At 48.5% G+C, this 21,037-nt stretch carries 23 protein-coding genes and 1 tRNA gene; 7 read left to right on the top strand and 17 right to left on the bottom strand.

The window, feature by feature from the left end; all coding sequences use genetic code 11:
* The first annotated feature begins 28 nt into the window (after positions 1-28).
* The 4 genes from HMPREF3022_RS10140 (at position 29) to HMPREF3022_RS10125 (ending at position 4,328) form a co-directional block, all read left to right on the top strand.
* Positions 29-805 (top strand): hypothetical protein, encoded by a 777-nt coding sequence (locus tag HMPREF3022_RS10140; protein ID WP_283119073.1) that lies wholly within the window; start codon positions 29-31, stop codon positions 803-805.
* A gap of 57 nt (positions 806-862) precedes the next feature.
* Positions 863-1,525 (top strand): PspA/IM30 family protein, encoded by a 663-nt coding sequence (locus HMPREF3022_RS10135; protein WP_070765572.1) that lies wholly within the window; start codon positions 863-865, stop codon positions 1,523-1,525.
* Positions 1,526-1,738: 213 nt separating this feature from the next.
* Complete coding sequence (locus tag HMPREF3022_RS10130) at positions 1,739-2,404, top strand: YqiJ family protein (protein ID WP_070765571.1); 666 nt, start codon at positions 1,739-1,741, stop codon at positions 2,402-2,404.
* Positions 2,405-2,615: 211 nt separating this feature from the next.
* Complete coding sequence (locus HMPREF3022_RS10125; RefSeq protein WP_004519001.1) at positions 2,616-4,328, top strand: flotillin family protein; 1,713 nt, start codon at positions 2,616-2,618, stop codon at positions 4,326-4,328.
* Between the two features lie 370 nt (positions 4,329-4,698).
* Here the strand turns inward: HMPREF3022_RS10125 and HMPREF3022_RS10120 are convergent, their stop codons facing one another.
* The 11 genes from HMPREF3022_RS10120 to HMPREF3022_RS10075 all read right to left on the bottom strand — a co-directional run bounded on the left by HMPREF3022_RS10120 (position 4,699) and on the right by HMPREF3022_RS10075 (position 14,648).
* Complete coding sequence (locus tag HMPREF3022_RS10120; RefSeq protein WP_049331696.1) at positions 4,699-5,124, bottom strand: F0F1 ATP synthase subunit epsilon; 426 nt, start codon at positions 5,122-5,124, stop codon at positions 4,699-4,701.
* A 10-nt stretch (positions 5,125-5,134) separates the two neighbouring features.
* Positions 5,135-6,532 (bottom strand): F0F1 ATP synthase subunit beta, encoded by a 1,398-nt coding sequence (gene atpD, locus HMPREF3022_RS10115; protein ID WP_003683789.1) that lies wholly within the window; start codon positions 6,530-6,532, stop codon positions 5,135-5,137.
* A 38-nt stretch (positions 6,533-6,570) separates the two neighbouring features.
* Complete coding sequence (gene atpG, locus HMPREF3022_RS10110) at positions 6,571-7,446, bottom strand: F0F1 ATP synthase subunit gamma (RefSeq protein WP_061734175.1); 876 nt, start codon at positions 7,444-7,446, stop codon at positions 6,571-6,573.
* 24 nt (positions 7,447-7,470) lie between these two features.
* Positions 7,471-9,018 carry a F0F1 ATP synthase subunit alpha gene (atpA, locus tag HMPREF3022_RS10105; protein WP_049331699.1) on the bottom strand — a complete coding sequence of 516 codons (1,548 nt, stop codon included), beginning with the start codon at positions 9,016-9,018 and terminating at the stop codon, positions 7,471-7,473.
* A gap of 10 nt (positions 9,019-9,028) precedes the next feature.
* Positions 9,029-9,562 (bottom strand): F0F1 ATP synthase subunit delta, encoded by a 534-nt coding sequence (locus HMPREF3022_RS10100; RefSeq protein WP_003683778.1) that lies wholly within the window; start codon positions 9,560-9,562, stop codon positions 9,029-9,031.
* Between the two features lie 4 nt (positions 9,563-9,566).
* A complete protein-coding gene (locus HMPREF3022_RS10095; RefSeq protein ID WP_003708446.1) occupies positions 9,567-10,037 on the bottom strand; it encodes a F0F1 ATP synthase subunit B in 471 nt (156 codons plus the stop codon).
* A 73-nt stretch (positions 10,038-10,110) separates the two neighbouring features.
* Entirely contained in the window at positions 10,111-10,347 is a 237-nt protein-coding gene (atpE, locus tag HMPREF3022_RS10090; protein WP_004519005.1) for a F0F1 ATP synthase subunit C, read from the bottom strand.
* Between the two features lie 64 nt (positions 10,348-10,411).
* Positions 10,412-11,278: a F0F1 ATP synthase subunit A gene (atpB, locus tag HMPREF3022_RS10085; protein ID WP_049331702.1), complete on the bottom strand. Its 867-nt coding sequence runs from the start codon at positions 11,276-11,278 to the stop codon at positions 10,412-10,414.
* Positions 11,268-11,621 carry an ATP synthase subunit I gene (locus tag HMPREF3022_RS11455; protein ID WP_049336018.1) on the bottom strand — a complete coding sequence of 118 codons (354 nt, stop codon included), beginning with the start codon at positions 11,619-11,621 and terminating at the stop codon, positions 11,268-11,270. Before HMPREF3022_RS11455 ends, atpB begins: the two co-directional genes overlap by 11 nt.
* A 280-nt stretch (positions 11,622-11,901) precedes the next feature.
* Positions 11,902-12,762 (bottom strand): ParB/RepB/Spo0J family partition protein, encoded by an 861-nt coding sequence (locus HMPREF3022_RS10080; protein WP_049323106.1) that lies wholly within the window; start codon positions 12,760-12,762, stop codon positions 11,902-11,904.
* Positions 12,763-12,863: 101 nt separating this feature from the next.
* Positions 12,864-14,648 carry a bifunctional chorismate-binding protein/class IV aminotransferase gene (locus HMPREF3022_RS10075; RefSeq protein WP_070765570.1) on the bottom strand — a complete coding sequence of 595 codons (1,785 nt, stop codon included), beginning with the start codon at positions 14,646-14,648 and terminating at the stop codon, positions 12,864-12,866.
* Positions 14,649-14,814: 166 nt separating this feature from the next.
* On the opposite strand from HMPREF3022_RS10075, the gene ppk2 reads away from it, so the two are divergent.
* Entirely contained in the window at positions 14,815-15,744 is a 930-nt protein-coding gene (gene ppk2 / locus HMPREF3022_RS10070) for a polyphosphate kinase 2 (RefSeq protein WP_036492084.1), read from the top strand.
* Positions 15,745-15,795: 51 nt separating this feature from the next.
* Here ppk2 and HMPREF3022_RS10065 read toward each other — a convergent pair whose 3' ends face one another.
* From HMPREF3022_RS10065 to tpiA, 5 genes are all read right to left on the bottom strand, one after another.
* The gene (locus tag HMPREF3022_RS10065) at positions 15,796-16,230 is read right to left on the bottom strand and encodes a pyridoxamine 5'-phosphate oxidase family protein (RefSeq protein WP_049331711.1); all 435 of its coding nucleotides are present in this window, start codon (positions 16,228-16,230) and stop codon (positions 15,796-15,798) included.
* A gap of 54 nt (positions 16,231-16,284) precedes the next feature.
* Complete coding sequence (locus HMPREF3022_RS10060) at positions 16,285-16,842, bottom strand: UbiX family flavin prenyltransferase (RefSeq protein WP_049331714.1); 558 nt, start codon at positions 16,840-16,842, stop codon at positions 16,285-16,287.
* Between the two features lie 90 nt (positions 16,843-16,932).
* Positions 16,933-17,018 (bottom strand) — tRNA-Leu (locus tag HMPREF3022_RS10055).
* Positions 17,019-17,033: 15 nt separating this feature from the next.
* Positions 17,034-17,393, bottom strand: a complete 360-nt coding sequence (secG, locus tag HMPREF3022_RS10050) for a preprotein translocase subunit SecG (protein ID WP_036492092.1) — start codon at positions 17,391-17,393, stop codon at positions 17,034-17,036.
* Positions 17,394-17,400: 7 nt separating this feature from the next.
* Complete coding sequence (gene tpiA, locus HMPREF3022_RS10045; protein ID WP_049331716.1) at positions 17,401-18,174, bottom strand: triose-phosphate isomerase; 774 nt, start codon at positions 18,172-18,174, stop codon at positions 17,401-17,403.
* A gap of 182 nt (positions 18,175-18,356) precedes the next feature.
* On the opposite strand from tpiA, the gene HMPREF3022_RS10040 reads away from it, so the two are divergent.
* Both HMPREF3022_RS10040 and HMPREF3022_RS10035 read left to right on the top strand, forming a co-directional pair.
* Positions 18,357-19,013, top strand: a complete 657-nt coding sequence (locus tag HMPREF3022_RS10040) for a protein-L-isoaspartate O-methyltransferase family protein (protein ID WP_049331718.1) — start codon at positions 18,357-18,359, stop codon at positions 19,011-19,013.
* Between the two features lie 52 nt (positions 19,014-19,065).
* The gene (locus HMPREF3022_RS10035; RefSeq protein ID WP_049331720.1) at positions 19,066-19,395 is read left to right on the top strand and encodes a rhodanese-like domain-containing protein; all 330 of its coding nucleotides are present in this window, start codon (positions 19,066-19,068) and stop codon (positions 19,393-19,395) included.
* Positions 19,396-19,461: 66 nt separating this feature from the next.
* Here the strand turns inward: HMPREF3022_RS10035 and HMPREF3022_RS10030 are convergent, their stop codons facing one another.
* Entirely contained in the window at positions 19,462-20,892 is a 1,431-nt protein-coding gene (locus tag HMPREF3022_RS10030; protein WP_049331723.1) for a basic amino acid/polyamine antiporter, read from the bottom strand.
* Between the last annotated feature and the right edge of the window lie 145 nt (positions 20,893-21,037).

Genomic DNA, 21,037 nt, shown 5'->3' with positions numbered 1-21,037 from the left:
ACGCCCCTTCCCCCATTCCTAAATACCAATGCTCAACATCGAAGACAGAAGCGACAAGATGGAAAAATGGATAGCAGAAGCATACGAATTATTTGCACCTTACAGCGTGCGCTTCCCGCTGAATATCTGCACTTGCAATAGCTGTTCTCCCGAGGATTTCCAACAGACGTTGTTGGAATATCCGTTACGCGAAATTCCTGCTGATATGTTGCAAGCGTATTTGGGCAGCGCGCCTTTAGACGATGGAGCCGCGACAGCTTTAGACATGAAGCATTTTCTGCCGCGTATTTTGCAGGCTTTGGTCAACAAAGAAGATGTCCGATCTCTTGATGAAACATTGCTCGATAAATTGCATTGTGATTTACCTGAATGCTGGACAGAAGAAGAAATCGATTGGCTAAAACGTTTCGCCGTCGCTTGGTTTGACTCGCAACTGACTGCGCCACGCTACGAAGGCTGCTTGGTCGTTTGGCTGAATATGTTTCAATTTGCCGGATTGGATGTTATCGACGCACTGCTGGCAGTGTGGACGGAACAGGCAGATAAAACGGCAGCTTTACGCGAATTTATCGACTTGTACTTAGAAATTCCGTATGGAAGCGACAAGCCGGATTGGTACAAAGTCTGCTATCTGCCCGAGCATTGTCCGAATAGAACGCAATTCGACACCCAACTGTCGGCTTGGTTTACCCACCCGGATACCCGCGCCACATTCAGACGAGCTTTAGAACAAGCCCTGCTGGAAGGCAAAGAAGACGAAAACGAAACATTGCCATGGGAGCAATGTTACGACTGGTTGGCGTAATCGGATGCCGGCTAAACACAAAATTTCTCATGATTTCATAAAGAAAGGAAAATCCAAATGAGCGAAACCCTATCCCGCCGAGTAGGCCGTCTGGTAAGCGGCGGTTTTCATGCCCTGATTGATGCGGCGGAAAACCTTGCGCCTGAAGCGGTCATGAACGAAAGCATCCGCGAAATCGAGCGCGCAGTAGATGAAGTGCGTGCTGAATTGGGCAAAGTGTTGGCGCAGAAACACCTTGCCGCCAAGAAAATGGCCGATGAAAGCAACCGCCACGAGGCCATCGATGCCAATCTGCAAGCCGCCGTAGATGCCGGTCGCGATGACCTTGCCGAAGCAGGTATCGCCGAGCAGATGGACATCGAAGCGCGTCTGCCTGTTTTGGAAAACACCATCGCCGATTGCGCCGCGCAGGAAAAAGAACTTGAGGGCTTTATCGCCGCCTTGCAGGCGAAAAAACGCGAGATGCAGCAGCAGTTGCAAGACTGGCGCGCCGCACAGCAGAACGCTGGCGCAGGCAAAGCGGCAGGCGGCAGCGACCTCAACCGCATCGCCCGTGATGCCGAAAAAAGCGGCAACGCCTTCGACCGCGTGATGGGTCGCCAAAACTCGGTACATAGCAGCACTGATGCGGCGCAGTTGGCCAAGCTGAAAGAATTGGAAGACTTAAGCCGCAACAACCGCATTGCCGAAAGATTGGCGGCGTTGAAGGCAAAATCATAAGCCATATTGAGAAAATCGCGGTTTCAGACGGCCTCTATCTTCACGAGGTCGTCTGAAAAAAGAAAACCATACACGCTTCAATAACAAAAAGATGCCGGATTGGGAAAATCCTGTCAGTTACGACCAATTAATAAAAATATCCATATCCAATCGGCTTAACTTTAAAATAAAATATATGCCGTCTGAAAATTAAAAAGAATAAGGAAATGCAATATGTGGAATTTAATCAACGCCCCCGAAACTGAAATCTTCGGCATTGCCATTGCGCTGATGGTTTTGCTCGGTGTGTTGGAAGTCATTTCCATGCTGGCAGGCGGCATCAGCGACTGGTTGGACAACCTGTTGCCCGACAGTCTGACCGAAACCGCGCACGCCGAGGTCGGATTGGATGTAGCAGACGCAGGCATATTCGTGCGTTTCCTGAGCTGGCTGTATATCGGACGTATCCCGGTGTTGATGTTGATGGTGGTGTTCCTTGCTGTATACGGATTGACGGGTTATCTGTTTCAGACGGCCTTTGCCACTGTATTCGGCAGTTATCTGAATGGCACGCTGGCAGCAGTCATCGTTTGGTTTCTTTCCCTGCCCTTAGTGCGAGTGACGGCTAGCGGTTTGTACAAAATTATGCCGAAAGATGAAACCACGGCCGTTTCTCAGGAAAGTTTGATCGGACGCGTCGGCACGGTGGTGTTAGGCGAAGCTCGGGTAGGCAATGCGGCGCAGGTGCGCGTGAAAGATGCTTACGGCCAACAGCATTATGTGATGGCAGAGCCTGACTCTGATGATGTATTGAAACAAGGAGATGCAGTATTGCTGGTGTCGCTGGACGGAAATACATTTAAAGCGATTTTGAATCCGAGCGGCAGCTTGGTAGATTAAGGCCGTCTGAAACTGCTGATTTATCGATACGGTAAAAATAGATACTTTACCACCCTATCCTCACCATCTAGAAATTTGAAATAACAATTAGAAAAACAACCACTCTATTATTTCAACCCATATTTTTAACCCTTTCAGACGGCCTCTCTCCCTCAAAGCCTTCTGAATCCACCGCCCCCAAAGGCATATTAACAAGAAGAAAGGAAAAACCATGAATTTGGTCTCCATCGGCACTATCGCCGGCGTCATACTCGTCGCGCTGTTTGTACTCGGCCTCATCCTGACCCGTCTGTATCGCCGTGCCAGCAAAGAAGTCTCATTTGTCCGCACCGGTTTTGGTGGCGAAAAAGTCATCATGAACGGCGGTGCGATGGTGCTGCCCGTATTGCACGAAATCATCCCCGTCAACATGAATACACTGCGCCTTGAAGTGCGCCGCGCTGCCCAACAAGCGCTGATTACCCGCGACCGTATGCGCGTTGACGTGATGGCGGAATTTTACGTCCGCGTTAAACCCAGCGCCGAGAGCATTGCGACCGCCGCACAAACGCTGGGTATGAAAACCATGTCTCCCGATGAGCTGAAAGATCTCGTCGAAGGTAAATTCGTTGATGCCTTGCGCGCCGTTGCCGCTGAAATGGCAATGGAAGAATTACATGAAAAACGTGTTGATTTTGTTCAGAAAGTACAACAAGTCGTGAGCGAAGATTTGTTTAAAAACGGTCTCGAACTCGAAACCGTTTCCCTGACCGGCCTCGACCAAACCAGCTTTGAGTTCTTTAACCCGCAAAACGCCTTTGACGCGGAAGGTTTGACCAAACTGACCGAAACCATCGAAGGCCGCCGCAAAAAACGTAACGAAATCGAACAAGATACCGACTTGGCAATCAAAACCAAAAACCTCGAAGCCGAGCAGCAACGCCTGAAAATCTCGCGCGAAGAAGAATACGCCAAACTCGAACAAGAGCGTGAAATTGCCGTCCGCCGTGCCGAACAAGAAGCCAGTATTGCCGAACAAGAATCTCAGAAAAAACGTGAAGCGGAAGAAGCCAAAATTGCCGCCGAACGCGAAGTGGATTTGAAACGCATTGCCGCCGAACGCGACATTAAAAACGAAGACATCCGCAAAGCCCAAGCCGTTGAGCAGGCAGAGGTTGAGCGCCGCAAAGCCATTGAATTGGCCGAGCAAGACCGCGCCATCGCCGTTGCCGAAAAATCGCGTGCCGAATCCGAAGCTAAAGCCGAAGCCGACAAAGCCCGCGCCGCCGCCGTTCGCGAAGAAGAGAGCGTGATTACCGTACGCGAAACCGAACGCGCCGAGCGTGCTAAAGCGGTTGAATTGATTGCCGCAGAAGAAGCCGCGCAAAAAGATGCGATTTCGCTCACTGTTGCCGCTGAAGCTGAAAAACAAGCTGCACAAGACCGCGCTGAAGCAGTGCGCATTGCCGCCGAAGCAGAAGCCGAAAAACACCGCCTGCAGGCCAAAGGTGAGGCCGATGCCAAAATTCTGTTGGCACAAGCGCAAGAGCAACAATACAAGGTTGATGCAGAAGGTACACGCGCTGTGAACGAAGCTGCCAACGTCCTGAGCGTTGAACAGGTTGAAATGCAAGTCCGCCTTGCCCTCTTAAAACACCTGCCTGACATCATCCGCGAATCCGTCCGCCCAATGGAAAAAATCGAAGATATCAAAATCTTGCAAGTCAATGGTCTGGGTGGCTTTGCTGGTGGTGCAAACGGTGCGGAAGGTGTTTCAGACGGCCAAACCACACAAGCCAGCCTTGCAGACCAAATGGTCAACAGCGCCCTGCGCTACCGCAGCCAAGCTCCGTTGGTCGACGGTCTCTTGAAAGAGTTGGGACTGAATGGTGGCGACATCAACGGCCTGACCCAAGGACTTGATAAAACCATCGACCAATCATAAACAGATACAATCATAATGGTTTAAAGGCCGTCTGAAACTTTTCAGACGGCCTTTTTGATATAAGAGCTCAGAAAAACGCTAATATTTTCAATACTGATAAATTCAATTCTATTGCGATTGCAATAAATTAGGAATCATCCAATCTATTTTTTGAGGATAAAAAGATTGGGTGGGCTATTTTAAATGTGAATCACAAGGCTAACTACTTCAATAATGATCCACCAATAATTTAATCATAAAAACCTGTTCTACCGTTTCGATTTCAAACTTGCCATCTACTCATCTATCGACATTTTAATATCAAACCGCTTATCTTCAGGCAAATAAAAAAGCACAACATTTTGTTGTGCTTTTTCTTGATGAACCCACATTACTTGTTTTTTTGCGAACGAAGGTAGTCCAAAGTTTTCAGCTGGGCAATGGCTGCTGCCAATGCTTTGTGCGCTTCGGCCAGAGATTTATCATCTTTGGCTGCAGAAACACCTGCCTCGGCTGCTTTTTTAGCTGCTTCAGCACGCGCCTGATCCATTTCTGTACTGCGGACGGCAACGTCTGCCAATACGGTAATCTTATCAGGCTGTACTTCTAAAACGCCACCGGAAACGGCAACCAGCACTTCTTCAGCTTCACCCGGAACAGTCAAACGCAATGCGCCGGGACGTACCAAACTCATAATCGGCTCGTGTCGTGGATAAATACCAAGCTCACCTTGAACGGTCGGAACCACCACAAAGCTGGCCTCGCCCGAATAGATGTTTTGCTCGCTACTAACCACTTCAACTTGCATGGTGCTCATGCCGGCCTCCTTAGTTTAAGGTTTTCGCTTTCTCAGCCGCTTCTTCGATGCCGCCTACCATATAGAACGCTTGTTCAGGCAGATGGTCGTATTCGCCGTTCAAGATGGCTTTAAAGCCGGCGATGGTGTCACGCAATGAAACGTATTTGCCTGGAGAACCGGTAAATACTTCGGCAACGTGGAACGGTTGAGACAGGAAGCGTTGGATTTTACGGGCACGCATCACAGTCAGTTTGTCTTCGTCAGACAATTCATCCATACCCAGAATGGCAATAATGTCGCGCAATTCTTTGTATTTTTGCAGAGTAGACTGTACACCGCGTGCTACGTCGTAGTGCTCTTGACCCAATACCATCGGATCCAATTGGCGTGAAGTAGAGTCAAGCGGGTCAACTGCCGGGTAAATACCCAAAGATGCAATATCACGGCTCAATACGACGGTCGCGTCCAAGTGGGCGAAAGTTGTCGCTGGAGACGGGTCAGTCAAGTCATCCGCAGGTACATATACGGCTTGGATGGAAGTAATGGAACCAGTTTGGGTAGAGGTAATACGCTCTTGCAAACGACCCATTTCTTCAGCCAATGTCGGTTGGTAACCCACTGCAGAAGGCATACGGCCCAACAGTGCAGATACTTCGGTACCGGCCAGAGTGTAACGGTAGATGTTGTCAACGAAAAACAATACGTCGCGACCTTTACCGTTTTCGTCTTTTTCGTCACGGAAGTATTCGGCCATGGTCAAACCGGTCAAAGCAACGCGCAGACGGTTGCCTGGAGGTTCGTTCATTTGACCATACACCATGGCTACTTTATCCAATACGTTGGAATCTTTCATCTCGTGGTAGAAGTCGTTACCTTCACGGGTACGTTCACCCACACCTGCGAACACGGACAGACCGCTGTGCGCTTTGGCGATGTTGTTGATTAATTCCATCATGTTCACGGTTTTGCCCACACCGGCACCACCGAACAGACCTACTTTACCGCCCTTAGCAAACGGACACAGCAAGTCGATCACTTTAATACCGGTTTCCAGCAATTCGGTAGTTGAAGACAACTCGTCGAATTTTGGAGCAGTTTGGTGAATGGCACGGCTCTTGTCGGTATCGATAGGACCTGCTTCATCAACAGGTGTACCCAATACGTCGACAATACGACCCAATGTACCTTTACCTACCGGCACAGTGATTGGCGCACCAGTATTGCTTACAGACATACCGCGTTTCAGGCCGTCTGAACTACCCATTGCAATAGTACGGACAACGCCGTCACCCAGAAGTTGTTGAACTTCCAGAGTCAGACCGTTCTCGTCCAATTTCAGGGCATCGTAAACATGCGGGATAGCGTCGCGTGGAAATTCCACGTCAACCACCGCACCAATAACTTGTACGATTTTGCCTTGGCTCATTATCGTATCCTAATTTCCTGTTCAGGCTTCAGACGGCATTAAACTGCCGCTGCACCTGCTACAATTTCTGACAATTCCGTGGTAATCGCGGCTTGACGCGATTTGTTGTACACCAAGCGCAATTCTTTAATGGCATTGCCTGCGTTGTCGGTTGCGGCTTTCATCGCTACCATACGCGCGGCTTGTTCAGATGCCATGTTGTCGCTCAATGCCTGATAAACCACAGACTCTAAATAGCGGCGAACCAAATATTCCAATACGGCGATAGGACTCGGCTCGTAGCGGTATTCCCAAGTAAATGAAGAATGACCTGTTCCGTCGTCAATAACGTTTTCACCGATAGGCAGCAAAACTTCCATACGCGGCTCTTGGCGCATTGTATTGACAAAACGTGAGTAAACCATATGGATACGGTCTAATTCATGTTTCTCATAACGTTGGAAGATTTCGGTCAAAGGGCCAAGCAACGCTTCCATTTTCGGGGTATCGCCCAAATTGGTTGCGCTGGCAATAACGTTCAAACCGATGCTTTGGCATGCTGCCAAACCTTTGCTACCCAGGCACACGACTTCGACTTCGATGCCTTGTTCCTGATACTCTTGAACTTGCGCCAAAAACTTTTTCAGTACGTTTGCGTTCAAGCCACCGCACAAACCTTTATCCGAGGTAATCAAAATGAAACCGGCACGACGCACTTCGCGGTGCGGCTCCAACAATTTGATACCATGATCGGCATTAGTCTGTGCAAGATGACTCATCACTGTACGCACTTTTTCGGCGTACGGACGCGCTAAGCGCATCCGGTCTTGAGTCTTCCGCATTTTAGAGGTCGACACCATTTGCATCGCTTTAGTGATCTTTTGGGTATTTTGAACACTACGGATTTTGGTGAGAATCTCTTTTCCGACTGCCATTTCAGACTCCTTTCATCTCAATACTTATGCTTGGTAAGCGTAAGAAGATTTGAAAGATTTCATGGCTTCGGTCAATGCTTTTTCGCTTTCGTCAGACATTGCGCCTGATGCATTAATCGCTTCCAGAACCTCAGGATGTTGCGTACGTACGAAACTCAAGAATTCTGCTTCGAAAGCCAAGGCTTTGGATACCGGAACATCTGCGTAAGAACCGTTGTTGATCGCCCACAAAGTCAATGCCATTTCGGCAGTGTTCAATGTGCTGAATTGTTTTTGTTTCATCAATTCAGTAACTACTTCACCGTGTTGCAGCTGTTTGCGTGTTGCTTCGTCCAAATCGGAAGCAAATTGCGAGAACGCTGCCAATTCACGGTACTGTGCCAACGCCAAACGGATACCGCCACCCAGTTTTTTGATGACTTTGGTTTGTGCTGCACCACCTACGCGCGATACGGAAATACCGGCATTGATTGCAGGACGGATACCGGCGTTGAACAAGTCGGTTTCCAAGAAGATTTGGCCGTCTGTAATCGAAATTACGTTGGTTGGTACGAATGCTGATACGTCACCGGCTTGGGTTTCAATAATTGGCAACGCAGTCAGAGAACCGGTTTTGCCTTTTACTTCGCCATTGGTCAGTTTTTCAACTTCGTTTTCGCTGACGCGGGCCGCACGTTCCAACAGACGGGAGTGCAGGTAGAATACGTCGCCAGGATATGCTTCACGGCCAGGAGGACGGCGCAACAGCAGGGAAATTTGACGGTATGCAACAGCTTGTTTAGACAAATCATCGTATACGATCAGTGCATCTTCACCGCGGTCACGGAAGAATTCGCCCATGGTACAACCGGAGTAAGGAGCGATGTATTGCAGTGCAGCGGCTTCAGAAGCAGTTGCAGCAACCACGATGGTATGCTCCATCGCGCCATGCTCTTCCAATTTGCGTACTACGTTGGCAATAGAAGATGCTTTTTGACCGATAGCAACATAAATACAGATTACGCCTGTACCTTTTTGGTTAACGATGGCATCCAGTGCTACGGCAGTTTTACCGGTTTGACGGTCACCAATGATCAACTCACGTTGGCCACGACCAACCGGAACCATAGAGTCAATGGCTTTCAGGCCGGTTTGCATTGGTTGGTCAACCGATTTACGCGCAATCACACCTGGTGCAATTTTTTCGATTGGAGCAGTCAATGTTGTGTTAATTGGACCTTTACCATCGATAGGACGACCCAATGCATCAACCACGCGACCAACCAGTTCTCGACCGATCGGCACTTCCAAAATACGGCCGGTACAGGTAACTGTATCGCCTTCTTTAATGTGTTCGTACTCACCCAACACTACGGCACCGACGGAGTCACGCTCCAAGTTCATGGCCAGACCGAAAGTGTTACCGGGGAATTCGAGCATCTCACCTTGCATCGCGTCTGACAAGCCATGAATGCGCACAATACCGTCTGTCACAGAAACAACGGTACCACGGGTACGCACTTCTGTATTGACGGACAGATTTTCGATTTTGGCTTTAATCAAATCGCTAATTTCAGCAGGATTAAGCTGCATGAAAACTCTCCTAATTTGTCATAGTCGCATACAAAGCATTCAGTTTGCCTTGTACGGACAAATCCAAGACCTGATCACCCACTTCTACTTTGATGCCGCCGATTAATTCAGGGGCAACTTTAGTTACCACATCCAATTTGCTGTTGAAGCGTTTTGTCAGGATATCGGTAACATCGGCCAGCTGCTGAGAACTGAGCTCATACGCGCTGTAAATTACTGCCGATTTCGTATTGTTGTGTATCAAGGTCAAATCTTGATATTGGGCATAAATTTCCGGCAATACCAGCAAACGCTTTTGCTCGGCCAAAACGGTAATGAAATTTGCCAATTCGACATTTTTGATACCGACAAGACCTTTGAGCGTTTCTGCTTTTTCGGAAGCTCCCGTTTCCGGTTGCTCGATGAAAGCAATGACTTTCTCATCTTGAACAACCGCTGCGAGTTCTTTCAGTTCGCCCAACCAAGACTCGATTTGGTTTTTTTCCTGAGCCAGACTAAACAATGCTTTCGCATAAGGTCTGGCAATCGTTGCGAACTCTGCCATAAGATTACAGCTCCTGTTTTAAGGCACTGAGCAGATCTGCATGTTTGGAAGCATCGACTTCTTTACGCAGGATAGATTCCGCACCTTTAACAGCCAATGAAGCGACCTGTTCGCGCAACACTTCGCGTGCACGGTTAACTTCTTGCTCTACATCAGCTTTTGCTTGGGCTGCAATGCGTGCTGCTTCATGAGAAGCTTGCTCTTTGGCTTCTTCTACAATTTTTGCAGCACGTTTTTCGGCGTTGGCAACCATTTCGGTTACCTGATTACGCCCTTCGGCCATAAGTTCTGCAACTTTTTTCTCTGCCTGCTCAAAATCGCTCTTACCGCGCTCGGCAGCAGCCAAGCCTTCGGCGATTTTTGCGGCACGCTCATCCAATGCTTTGGCAATCGGAGGCCATACGAATTTCATCGTAAACCAAACCAAGCCAAAGAAAACTAGGATTTGCGCAAATAAGGTTGCATTAATATTCACGTTACTTAACCTTCGTATCTGGGTTAATCAAACAGACGGCAAGCCTGTATCTGAACGGATCGCTCCGTCTTGATTACGCACCACTAAACGGGTTAACGAAGGCGAACAACAGGGCAATAGCCACACCGATCAAGAAAGCCGCGTCGATCAGACCAGCGATCAAGAACAGTTTGGTTTGCAGAGGACCGATCAGCTCAGGTTGGCGAGCAGAAGATTCCAAGTATTTAGAACCAACCATTGCGATACCGATAGAGGCACCCAATGCGCCCAAGGCAACGATCAAACCACATGCGATAGCAATCAAACCCATTTTTAAACTCCTTAAAATAGTAAAGGTTAAACTACAAAAAACAAACTACAAAAAAACTACTTGATTAGTGTGCATCATGCGCCTGTCCGATATATACGAACGCCAACGCCATGAAAATAAATGCCTGCAAGGTGATGACCAAAATGTGGAAAATCGCCCAAGCCAAACCGGCAATCAGGTGGAACACAAATAAAATCGGATCCAAAGTTTCGACACTGCCGGTTGACGCCCATGCACCGCCCAACAGAGCGATCAACAGGAACACCAGCTCACCGGCATACATATTACCAAACAACCGCATACCGTGGGATACGGTTTTGGACAAAAACTCTACCAAGTTCAACAGGAAGTTGGCCGGAGCAAGCCACGGACCGAAAGGTGCGCAGAACAACTCGTGAATCCAACCGCCAAGGCCTTTGATTTTGACATTGTAGTAAATACAGATCAGCAATACGCCAATCGCCAGAGCCAAAGTCGTATTCAAGTCAGCTGTCGGCACGACGCGCAACAGGGCATGATGATTACCGGTAATGCCTTGCCATGCCATCGGCAGCAAATCAACCGGCAGCATATCCATGGCGTTCATCAAGAGAATCCAGACAAACAATGTCAGACCCAACGGGGCAACGGCTTTACGCGATTGTTCGTTATGGATAATGCTCTTACACATGTTATCCACGAATTCGAACAGAATTTCAACAGCCGCTTGGAAACGACCGGGAACACCGGCCGTCGCTTTTTTGGCACCGCGCCACAAAAGGAAGCTGCCGATTACGCCCAACAGAACGGCAAAAAAGATTGCATCAAGGTTAATGAACGAAAAATCAGCAATGTTTTTCAGTCCTTGACCCTGAGTAACATCCGACATACTGGTCAAGCTTTGCAAGTGGTGCTTGATGTAGTCGGCAGCGGTCATAGTTTCACCTGCCATAGTGTTTCACTCTCAACAATACTAAAAAAACCAAATGACTGACGCCAAGAAACGCCAATAAAAATGGGTAAAATACCAGTGATCGATGCCATATCGCAAAAACGACCAACATAGATACCAGCGACAGCACTACTTTTAAAACCTCTCCGCCGATAAACATCGAACTTTGCAGATCGGGATTTCGTCGGGAAAACTTTAAAAGTAAAACTGCAACTAGGGTAGGCAAAATGTACGAAAATCCTCCCGCAAAAGCAGAGAGGAAGCCGGGCAATCCGGAAAATAACGCACAAACAACTGAAATTATTAATAATACAATTACTTGCAATGGGACTATCTGATTCATTGTACTTTGCACCCCCAAAAGCAAGGCAGGCTAATATAATCAAGAAGTTTGTTAACGTCAAGCAATATGTTAATCTTTGTGAACCTTTCATAAATAAATGATTAACACATATAAAACAAATCTTTGCTGGAATGGAGTTTAACACAAATTACATGTTGTTACATAGATTTTACAGAAGATTTTGATTTGTATTGTAAACATTTATACGCTCTACGCTTTTTCAAAAATTGAGGCCGTCTGAAAAGCTTTTTTCAGACGGCCCGTTCTGTTTATAAAGCCGTTAGAACGCTTGATTGATGCCTAACTGCTTCAGCAAATATTCGAATGTTTCCGGCGTATCAAAATGCAGCACGATTTTGCCTTTTTTCTGATTACTGGTTTTGACTTCGGCATTAACGCCCAAATGCTCGGTCAATGCATCATTGATGCGGCGGATATCCGGGCTGATGGTTTTGGCTGCTTCGGGCTTGGCTTTTTGATGTGCCAACTGGCTGCGGCGCTCTACCTCACGCACCGACCAACCGTTTTTGACGGCTTTTTGAGCCAACTCCAGTTGGTCAACCACATGCAAGGTCAACAACGCACGGGCATGACCCATTTCCAGACGGCGTTGATAAAGCATTTCCTGAACCGGCTCAGGCAGGCTCAACAGACGCAGGCTGTTGGAGATGGCACTACGGCTTTTACCGACGGCTTTTGCGATGGTTTCATGAGTCAGGCCGAATTCATCGGCAAGGCGTTTCAAACCTTGCGCTTCTTCAATCGGATTGAGATTTTCACGTTGCAGGTTTTCAATCAAACCCATGGCCAACGCGGTTTCGTCGCTGATGGTTTTGATGACGACGGGAATTTCAGTCAAACCGGCCAACTGGGAAGCGCGCCAACGGCGTTCGCCGGCAATCAATTCATATTGAGACAAACCACGTTCGCGCACGATAACCGGCTGGATAATGCCTTGCGCTTTAATGGAATCGGCCAATTCCTGCAAAGCTTCGTCATCCATTTGCACACGCGCCTGATAACGGCCGGGCTGAATATCGGCGATGGCAACCGTTGTCAGGCGGTCGCTACTGCTGCTGTCCACTGCATTGGAAATCAGCGAATCCAAACCGCGCCCCAATCCACCTTTTGCTTTTGCCATATTGTTTTCCCTTTCAGACGGCCTCATTGTTGAAATGACGTATTCTATCGGATATTGCTGCTTTACGACAATTTGAATCACTATGATTTGACTATTGCCATTTATTTACGGAGCGAAACCGCAAACATGCCCCTTAAAGCGTTACTCAAACGGATTTCTTCCGCATTTTCCAACATCGCGCGCGTGATGTGGGTTTCCTTGATTGTATCCACACCTAAATATAGCTGCGGCTGCTTCAATACCGCTTGGCGCATTACCCCGTTCAAAATATCCAAATCCAAAGACGGCGTGAGCCATTGTCCTTGATATTTGACGAACACATTGCTTCTTCCACCCTCTAACAAAAGGCTGTCTGAATTGAAAAACAGGCTGTCAAATGCGCCCTGCCCTTCTGCCGTTTTCCATGCTTGGTCAAAAATTTCACGGCGTGTGGTTTTGAAGCGGCGCAGATAATCGCGTTGACTTAATGTGTGCTCACTCAAGATGACGTATTGCTGCCCATCTAATTCAGAAACAGCCGCATGACTCAATACAAGGCCGTCTGAAAACAAGGCGGCTTTGACTCTAAATAACCCACTTGGCAACGCATCTATATAGTGTTGAATTTGCTCTGCCGTATTTTGATGCCAAGGCAGGTTGAGCGCTTGTGCCGAAATTTTCAGACGACCCAAATGCAAATCGAGCAAACGGCATTGTTTGTCTTGCACACGCATGGTTTCAAAAATACCGAAATCAGGCCGCAAGTCATTGAGGAAACGCGCCTTCCAACCGCACTCGCGATATTCGGCTTCAGGATCGCTATCAATCACAATCCCCGAACCCACGCCATAAACACCTTGATAAAGGCCGTCTGAAATCGGCTTCAGGGATAAGGTGCGGATCACGACATTGAACACACCTTCAAACCCCAAACCCGTATTGCACGGACGCAAAAAGCCGATGCTGCCTGTGTACAAACCGCGCGGTTCGGATTCAAGGGACTCAATAATCTGCATACTCATGCGTTTGGGGGCACCGGTGATACTGCCGCACGGAAAGGCTGCACGGAGAATATCGGCAACCGAAACACCAGCCAGCGCCTGCGCCTCGATGGCACTGGTCATCTGCCAAACACTGCCGAAACGGGAAACTTTAAATGGTTCAGGCACGCGTACTTTGCCCGTTTGCGCGATTTTGCCGAGATCGTTGCGCAACAAATCGACAATCATCACATTTTCGGCACGGTTTTTCGGGTCGTTTTGCAATTCAACGGCGCGGCGTTCATCTTGTCCGTCATGAAGAATCGGCGCAGTACCTTTCATCGGCTCGGTTGTGATCAGACCGTCTGAATCGATTTTGAGGAAAAGTTCAGGAGAAAAACACAAAGTCCACGCTTCCTGCCCTGCCCCGTCGGGCAGACAAGACAAAACGGCATACGGCACAGGCTGACGCAAACGGCGGTAAAGCTGAATCGGATTGCCATAAGTTTGTAGGTGCAGGCGTGCGGTGTAATTGATTTGATAGGTATCGCCGCGGCGGATGGCCTCGTGGATTTGGCGGATATGCTCGAGATAATCGGCTTCGGATACGGAGAATCGGGGAGTGGAGATACCTGCCGCCAGGCCGTCTGAATGATTGGCCAACCAGCTTTCGGCATCGATTTCAGAACAATCGGCAAACCAGTGCAAACGTAGACTACCACTGCGGCCAGATGGAATATCCATCAGCGGCAACCCAAATTCGTAGTCTACAAACAACACTGCATGCAAACCCTTTTTCCAGCCGGCTTGCAAAATACTTGTTAACGAATCCAGTTCGTTATGATAAAACCGATGGCTTTCTACATGATTTTGATAGAGTTTTGCTCGGCCGCTCACGGCATCGTCAAACAGGGCGAAATAAAGCATGATTGCTGTACAAATAGGCTGATTATACGCTGCTTTTACATAAGTTAGCAGACAAATTCAAAAAAAGCACTCAAATGTAATTTTATGTAGTCGAACGAAATATAAAAGGGTAGAATCAAACCATACCACACCATATCATTTAAAACTTAATCGATAAGGAGACTTTATGGCAGACCACCAATTAGAACCGTTCGAGAATGTTGAACTGGGCGAGAAACAAGACCAGCTGCAAGTATTCGAAAAGGCTGTTTTGGAACACGAAGGACGCGGCACTGACGAAGATTCCAGCAGCGCACCGCTTCCTGCCAACTACCCATACAAACAACGTATGCGTCGCTCTGTTTACGAAAAAGAAAAACAGAAGCTGCAAATCGAATTGTTGAAAGTACAAAGCTGGGTTAAAGATTCCGGTCAGCGTATCGTCAGCCTGTTTGAAGGCCGAGATGCAGCCGGTAAAGGCGGTACCATCAAACGCTTTATGGAACACCTGAATCCGCGTGGCGCGCGCGTGGTTGCTTTGGAGAAACCAACCACTACCGAACGCGGCCAATGGTATTTCCAACGCTACATCCAAAACCTGCCGACCGCAGGCGAAATGGTATTCTTCGACCGCTCATGGTACAACCGTGCCGGCGTAGAACGCGTAATGGGCTTCTGCGAACCTAACGAATACCTGCTCTTCATGCGTCAAACCCCTGAATTGGAACGCATGCTTGTTGCCAGCGGCATCCACCTGTTCAAATTCTGGTTCTCCGTATCCCGTGAAGAACAACTCCGCCGCTTCATCTCCCGCCGCGACGACCCTCTGAAACACTGGAAACTGTCCCCTGTGGACATCCAGTCGCTCGACCGCTGGGACGACTACACCGAAGCCAAAAACGCCATGTTCTTCCACACCCATACCGGCGACGCGCCTTGGGTCATTATCCGTTCCGACGACAAAAAACGTGCACGTTTGAACTGTATCCGCTACTTCCTGCACCAGCTGGACTATCCGGGCAAAGACGTGAAAGCCATCGGCAAAGTGGACGATAAAATTGTTTTGATTCCCGACACACGTTACAAAGAAAAAACCGTAGACATCGGACACGATTAATTCTTAAAGCATCAAAGGCCGCCTGAATTTCATCTTTCAGACGGCCTTTTCTTAATCCTCGCGATTCCAGTACGTTTTTTGTGCGAATACCAATTTATTGTCAGTGAATTTTACATTATCCAAATTCAACGCCCAGACATCACTTTTCATCACTCGAGCAGCAGGATGCGCTTTGTAAAATAAAGACTGCGCCGCTTTCAAATCCGCTTCATCTTCAATCAAAGCGACAGTCGCCGCAAACTGAACACCGCTGATTTTCGTGATACTGTCAGGCTGTCCGGCAATGGTGCCGGCTACTTTGGCAGAACGGCTCATCAGTCCGCCATGCTTTGTTTTCAAAGAAGTCAGCACAATTAGGCGGGCATTGGCTTCATCAAACACATAAAAACAACAAGCCGCCCAAACTTCGCCCTCTGCCGCAGTGGCAATACTGACGACATGATGATTGCTCAAAAATTTAACAATATTGGTAGGAATCGCTTGCATGATTTTTATCCTCTTTCTCAGTGTATTAAATTTATTTTCAGGCAGTCTGAAATATCAGCCCTGCCAGCGCGGCACATCGTTTTGAATAATACCGAACAAGTCCAAAGCGTGAGAGACGCTGTGTGTAATCATATCTTCGATGGATTCAGGCTTCTGATATAAAGCCGGAACGGGAGGAAACACGATACCGCCCATCTCTGTCACACGGCGCATATTTTCAATGTGCGCCAAGTTTAACGGCGCTTCACGCACCATCAACACCAGCTTGCGCCGCTCTTTCAACGTTACATCTGCCGCACGGCTGAGCAAATTATCGGCAAATCCATGAGCAACCGAAGCCAAAGTCTTCATTGAACACGGCGCAATCAACATTCCATCCGTCAAAAACGAACCGCTGGCAATACTTGCCCCGACATTACGGATAGAATGCACGACATCCGCCAAAGCATAAACGTCTTCTTTAGTGTAATCCGTTTCCAAAGCGCGGGTCATCTCCGCCCCTTGTGAAACCACCAAATGCGTTTCTACCTGATGTGCACGCAAAAGCTGCAAAGCCTTCACGCCATACTGAAAACCGCTGGCACCGCTGATGCCGACAACCAAACGCTTCATTGTATTTCCCTGTCTCGGCCTAAAGATAAATGAAAGGCAGATTCTCAAGACGAAAAAATAACCGCTAAAAAGCGGTTAGATTTTCTAATGTGGTGCCGACAGCGAGATTTGAACTCGCACAGCCTACGGCCACTACCCCCTCAAGATAGCGTGTCTACCAATTCCACCATGTCGGCATAAATTAAATTGTCTTACTGCTGCTGAGGATTCGGTGCAACAGGAGTTGTATTGTTTTGTGCAGGCGTTGCAGGCTTAGGAGCTTGCTGGGTCTGCTTCACATCGCTGAAGTCTAAACCGTGCTTATTGGAGTGGGTGTGAATATACACCATTGCCATGCAGGTCGCAAAGAAAAATGTTGCAGCAACGGCAGTCGAGCGGCTGAGGAAGTTGGCATTACCGGCAGAACCGAATACGCCTTGCGCGCTACCGCTGCCGGAACCGAATGTTGCGCCGGCATCCGCACCTTTACCGTGTTGCAGCAATACTAACACGATTACAAATAGAGCGGAAATAATATTAATAATCCAGATAAGGGTTTTAAAGGCTTCCATATGTTTTCTACGAGGCTTGTGCTGCGTTGATGATGGCGGTAAAGGAGTCATATGATAATGACGCGCCACCAACCAATGCGCCGTCTACATGAGGTACTGCGAAGATGTCGGCTGCGTTATCCGCTTTCACACTTCCGCCGTAAAGAACGCGGATTTTAACATCGCTTCCGCACAAAGACAAGATTTCTTTGTAGATAAATGCGTGCATGTCGGCGATTTGTTCGACAGTGGCGACTTTGCCTGTACCGATCGCCCAAACCGGCTCGTAGGCAACGGCAATGTTTTTGGTGTCCAAACCTTGCAGGATGGAAAGCTGGTGTGCAATGACTTCGTGTTCTTTACCGGCTTCGCGCTCTTCCAGGCTTTCGCCGACGCACAACAATGGAATCAGGCCGACGTTGAGGACGTTTTCCATTTTGCGGCGTTGAATTTCGTTTTTCTCGCCGAAATAAAGGCTGCGCTCGGAGTGGCCGATGAGGACGATGTCTGTACCGATGTCGGCAAGCATTTCGGCGGACACTTCACCGGTATACGCGCCATTATTGGGGAAACGGCTCACGTCTTGCGCACAGGTCAAGATGCGGTTGTTCAAAACAATCTGCATGGCGTTGTGCAGTTGCAACAGGTAAACGGTCGGAGCGGCCAGGCCGATTAACACGCGTTCTGCGGTTGGCATGACACGGAAGCGGTGCATAAGCGCATTGTTGTTTTGGAGTCGGCCGTTCATTTTCCAGTTGCCGATAACCCATTTTTGGTCCCACATTCCGATTTGGTGATACATCTTTATTGCTCCGTGTGTTGGTTGTTGCTTGTTGTAGCGTTGTGTAATGTGAAAGTTTAGTGGATATATGTGCGCTTGGCAATTATTAACGAGCCTCCGGGCCGTCTGAAAGATGGCACACTCTCCGACAAGGATTTATAATGTATGTTTCGATAAAATTAAGAATTGAACGGAGCACAAATATGGACTTTGAAAAAGCGCGTTTCAATATGGTTGAACAGCAGATTCGTCCGTGGGATGTCTTGGATTTCGACATTTTGGATGCTTTGGAGGAGATCGGGCGCGAACATTTCGTCGGCGAGGCTTTTCAAGGCTTGGCCTATGCAGATATGGAGCTGCCGCTGGCCAACGGCCATAAGATGTTGGAACCCAAAGTCGTTGCCCGCCTGGCTCAAGGTTTGAAACTGAAAAAAGACGAAACCGTCTTAGAAATCGGTACAGGCTCAGGCTATGCAACCGCCCTGCTGTCCAAACTGGCCGGCAAAGTCGTAACCGACGACATCGATGCCGAGCAGCAGCAACGCGCCAAAAAAGTTTTGGATGAATTGGGCTTTGCCAACGTCGATTATGTGCAAAACAACGGCCTGACCGAAGCATCTCAAGGCGCGCCTTTTGATGCGATTTATGTAGGCGGCGCAGTAGACAGCGTACCTGAAATTCTGAAAGAGCAACTGAAAGACGGCGGCCGTATGGTGGTCATCGTCGGCCGCAAACCGGTACAACACGCGTTTTTGCTGACGCGCAACGGCAATGAATTTTCCGAAAAGGTGTTGTTTGACACCGTCGTGGCACACTTGGAAGACAAATCGGCCAATCCGTTCGGCGATTTCGATTTTTAAACAACAGGCCGTCTGAAAGTTCAGACGGCCTCATACTTTTATACCCGACCCTATGACCGACATTATCCAACTCTCGCCCACCGAATTGAAACAATGGCAGGACGAAGGCCACGCATTTCATCTGCTCGACGTCCGCACCGATGAAGAACGCGCCATCTGCACCCTACCCGCTGCCATTCACATCCCGATGAACCTCATCCCCCTGCGCCAAAACGAGCTGCCCGACGACGATTTGCCCATCGTCGTTTACTGCCACCACGGCATCCGCAGCCTGCACACGGCAATGTATTTGGAGGACGCCGGATTTGAAAACCTTTACAACCTGCAAGGCGGTATTGATGCTTGGGCAATGCAAGTGGACAGCAAAATGATGCGATACTGAATCGGTTTTATAAATAAAAGGCCGTCTGAAACTGGATTTCAGACGGCCTTTTTCAAACCTTTCTGCTTACGCTTGTAAGCTAGCGACAAACTGCTGTACGGCCGGCACAGCTAAAATCAACAGCAATACCAATACGGCTTTTTCCATACGGTTAAACTGACGACTTCCGTAATGTTTCTTTTGCGAATAGAGAAACAGCAATACGCCGGGCAAATAGAGCAAGACTGAAAGCAGCAAATATTCCGTGCCCGCCGCATAGACAATCCAAGCCGCATAAAGCGTTGCTGCCGCGCCGATAAGACGGTATTTCGCCGCAGCCTTTTGTGTCAGCGATAATTTGAGCAGATATGCACCAATTAACAGATACGGTATCAAAATCATCGAAGTCGATACCATCAGCAAGGCAGAATAATCCTCGCCTTTTAACCACACCAGCAATAGGCAAAACTGCACAGTCAAGGTGGTAAACATCAACGAACCCTGCGGCACTTCGTTTTTATTCAATGGGATAAACGATTTTGGAAATGCGCCGTTTCTCGCACCCATGTGCGGAATCTCAGTCGCATACAGCGTCCAGCTTAAATAAGACGACAGCACAGACACAATCAGGCAGGAAGAAATCAGCACGTTACCCCAAGGGCCGACCATGTGCGCCAACACGCCCGCCATAGACGGATTAGCCATTGCTGCAATATCCACACGAGGCAAAATGCCTTGAGCCAAGACGGTAATTGCCACATACATGGCCAGCGTCAAGCTGACTCCGATAATGGTTGCTCGACCGACATCAGCACGACTTCGCGCATGCTTGGACAAAACCGCCGCACCCTCAATACCGGTAAACACCCACAGCGTAATCAGCATTGTGTTTTTCACCTGAGTCATCAGGCTGACATCAGGATTTTCAGGCGTAGCAAGGCTCGCCCCTGTCCAATCGGACATAAACACTTCGGTTTGAAAGAAATAGGCTGCCATACCGATAAATAAAATCAGCGGAAATACTTTGACTGCCGTCGCAATCAGGTTCACTCCTGCCGCTTCTTTAATACCGCGCACTACCAACCAGTAAATCAGCCACACAATTACTGATTCTCCAACGAAAGCAGCAAATGTGTTGCCTTTACCGAAAATCACGTTGTCCGGCGTATCGACAAATCCGCCTACTGCTTCAAACGCAACCACCAAATAGCCGACAATACCGACCGTGGTGCAAAGCCAATAGCCCCACGCCGAGAAAAAACCCATCAAATCGCCGAAGCCGTCGCGGGCGTACGTATAAATACCACCGTCCAGTTCGGGCTTAAGTTTGGACAAGGCCGAAAATGACAGGCCGAGAAAGATAATGCCCACACCGGTAATCAGCCAACCCAACAGCAAAGCCTGCGAACCTGCAACGGCAGCCATATTCTGTGGCAGGCTGAAAATACCCGAACCAATCATGGAACTAATAACCAAGGCCGTCAGTGCAACCAAACCGATTTGAGATTTTTGCGACATGTTTATTCCTGATTTTTATCATTATGTGTTTGTGAAGCGACGGCATTACCGGCTTTTTTAGCCTGTTCTAACCGTATCAAAATATTATGCAGCCACTTTCAGACGGCCTTAAATCCTTGCGCCAACGCACGGATATGTTCAGGTG

Source organism: Neisseria sp. HMSC065C04 (assembly GCF_001815375.1).
Lineage (GTDB): Bacteria > Pseudomonadota > Gammaproteobacteria > Burkholderiales > Neisseriaceae > Neisseria > Neisseria flavescens_D.
The sequence above is the reverse complement of the archived record's forward strand: the minus strand, read 5'-3'. Positions and strand labels throughout refer to the sequence as shown.

Coding starts and splice junctions, on each gene's coding strand:
- HMPREF3022_RS10060 (WP_049331714.1), bottom strand. CDS start 16,842: ATGAAGCGTTTGGTTGTCGGCATCAGCGGTGCCAGCGGTTTTCAGTAT.
- HMPREF3022_RS10080 (WP_049323106.1), bottom strand. CDS start 12,762: ATGGCAAAAGCAAAAGGTGGATTGGGGCGCGGTTTGGATTCGCTGATT.
- atpD (WP_003683789.1), bottom strand. CDS start 6,532: ATGAGCCAAGGCAAAATCGTACAAGTTATTGGTGCGGTGGTTGACGTG.
- atpA (WP_049331699.1), bottom strand. CDS start 9,018: ATGCAGCTTAATCCTGCTGAAATTAGCGATTTGATTAAAGCCAAAATC.
- HMPREF3022_RS10120 (WP_049331696.1), bottom strand. CDS start 5,124: ATGAGCACCATGCAAGTTGAAGTGGTTAGTAGCGAGCAAAACATCTAT.
- atpB (WP_049331702.1), bottom strand. CDS start 11,278: ATGGCAGGTGAAACTATGACCGCTGCCGACTACATCAAGCACCACTTG.
- HMPREF3022_RS10140 (WP_283119073.1), top strand. CDS start 29: ATGCTCAACATCGAAGACAGAAGCGACAAGATGGAAAAATGGATAGCA.
- HMPREF3022_RS10030 (WP_049331723.1), bottom strand. CDS start 20,892: ATGTCGCAAAAATCTCAAATCGGTTTGGTTGCACTGACGGCCTTGGTT.
- HMPREF3022_RS11455 (WP_049336018.1), bottom strand. CDS start 11,621: ATGAATCAGATAGTCCCATTGCAAGTAATTGTATTATTAATAATTTCA.
- HMPREF3022_RS10100 (WP_003683778.1), bottom strand. CDS start 9,562: ATGGCAGAGTTCGCAACGATTGCCAGACCTTATGCGAAAGCATTGTTT.
- ppk2 (WP_036492084.1), top strand. CDS start 14,815: ATGGCAGACCACCAATTAGAACCGTTCGAGAATGTTGAACTGGGCGAG.
- HMPREF3022_RS10130 (WP_070765571.1), top strand. CDS start 1,739: ATGTGGAATTTAATCAACGCCCCCGAAACTGAAATCTTCGGCATTGCC.
- atpG (WP_061734175.1), bottom strand. CDS start 7,446: ATGGCAGTCGGAAAAGAGATTCTCACCAAAATCCGTAGTGTTCAAAAT.
- HMPREF3022_RS10075 (WP_070765570.1), bottom strand. CDS start 14,648: ATGCTTTATTTCGCCCTGTTTGACGATGCCGTGAGCGGCCGAGCAAAA.
- HMPREF3022_RS10035 (WP_049331720.1), top strand. CDS start 19,066: ATGACCGACATTATCCAACTCTCGCCCACCGAATTGAAACAATGGCAG.
- atpE (WP_004519005.1), bottom strand. CDS start 10,347: ATGGGTTTGATTGCTATCGCATGTGGTTTGATCGTTGCCTTGGGCGCA.
- HMPREF3022_RS10040 (WP_049331718.1), top strand. CDS start 18,357: ATGGACTTTGAAAAAGCGCGTTTCAATATGGTTGAACAGCAGATTCGT.
- HMPREF3022_RS10135 (WP_070765572.1), top strand. CDS start 863: ATGAGCGAAACCCTATCCCGCCGAGTAGGCCGTCTGGTAAGCGGCGGT.
- secG (WP_036492092.1), bottom strand. CDS start 17,393: ATGGAAGCCTTTAAAACCCTTATCTGGATTATTAATATTATTTCCGCT.
- HMPREF3022_RS10065 (WP_049331711.1), bottom strand. CDS start 16,230: ATGCAAGCGATTCCTACCAATATTGTTAAATTTTTGAGCAATCATCAT.
- HMPREF3022_RS10125 (WP_004519001.1), top strand. CDS start 2,616: ATGAATTTGGTCTCCATCGGCACTATCGCCGGCGTCATACTCGTCGCG.
- tpiA (WP_049331716.1), bottom strand. CDS start 18,174: ATGTATCACCAAATCGGAATGTGGGACCAAAAATGGGTTATCGGCAAC.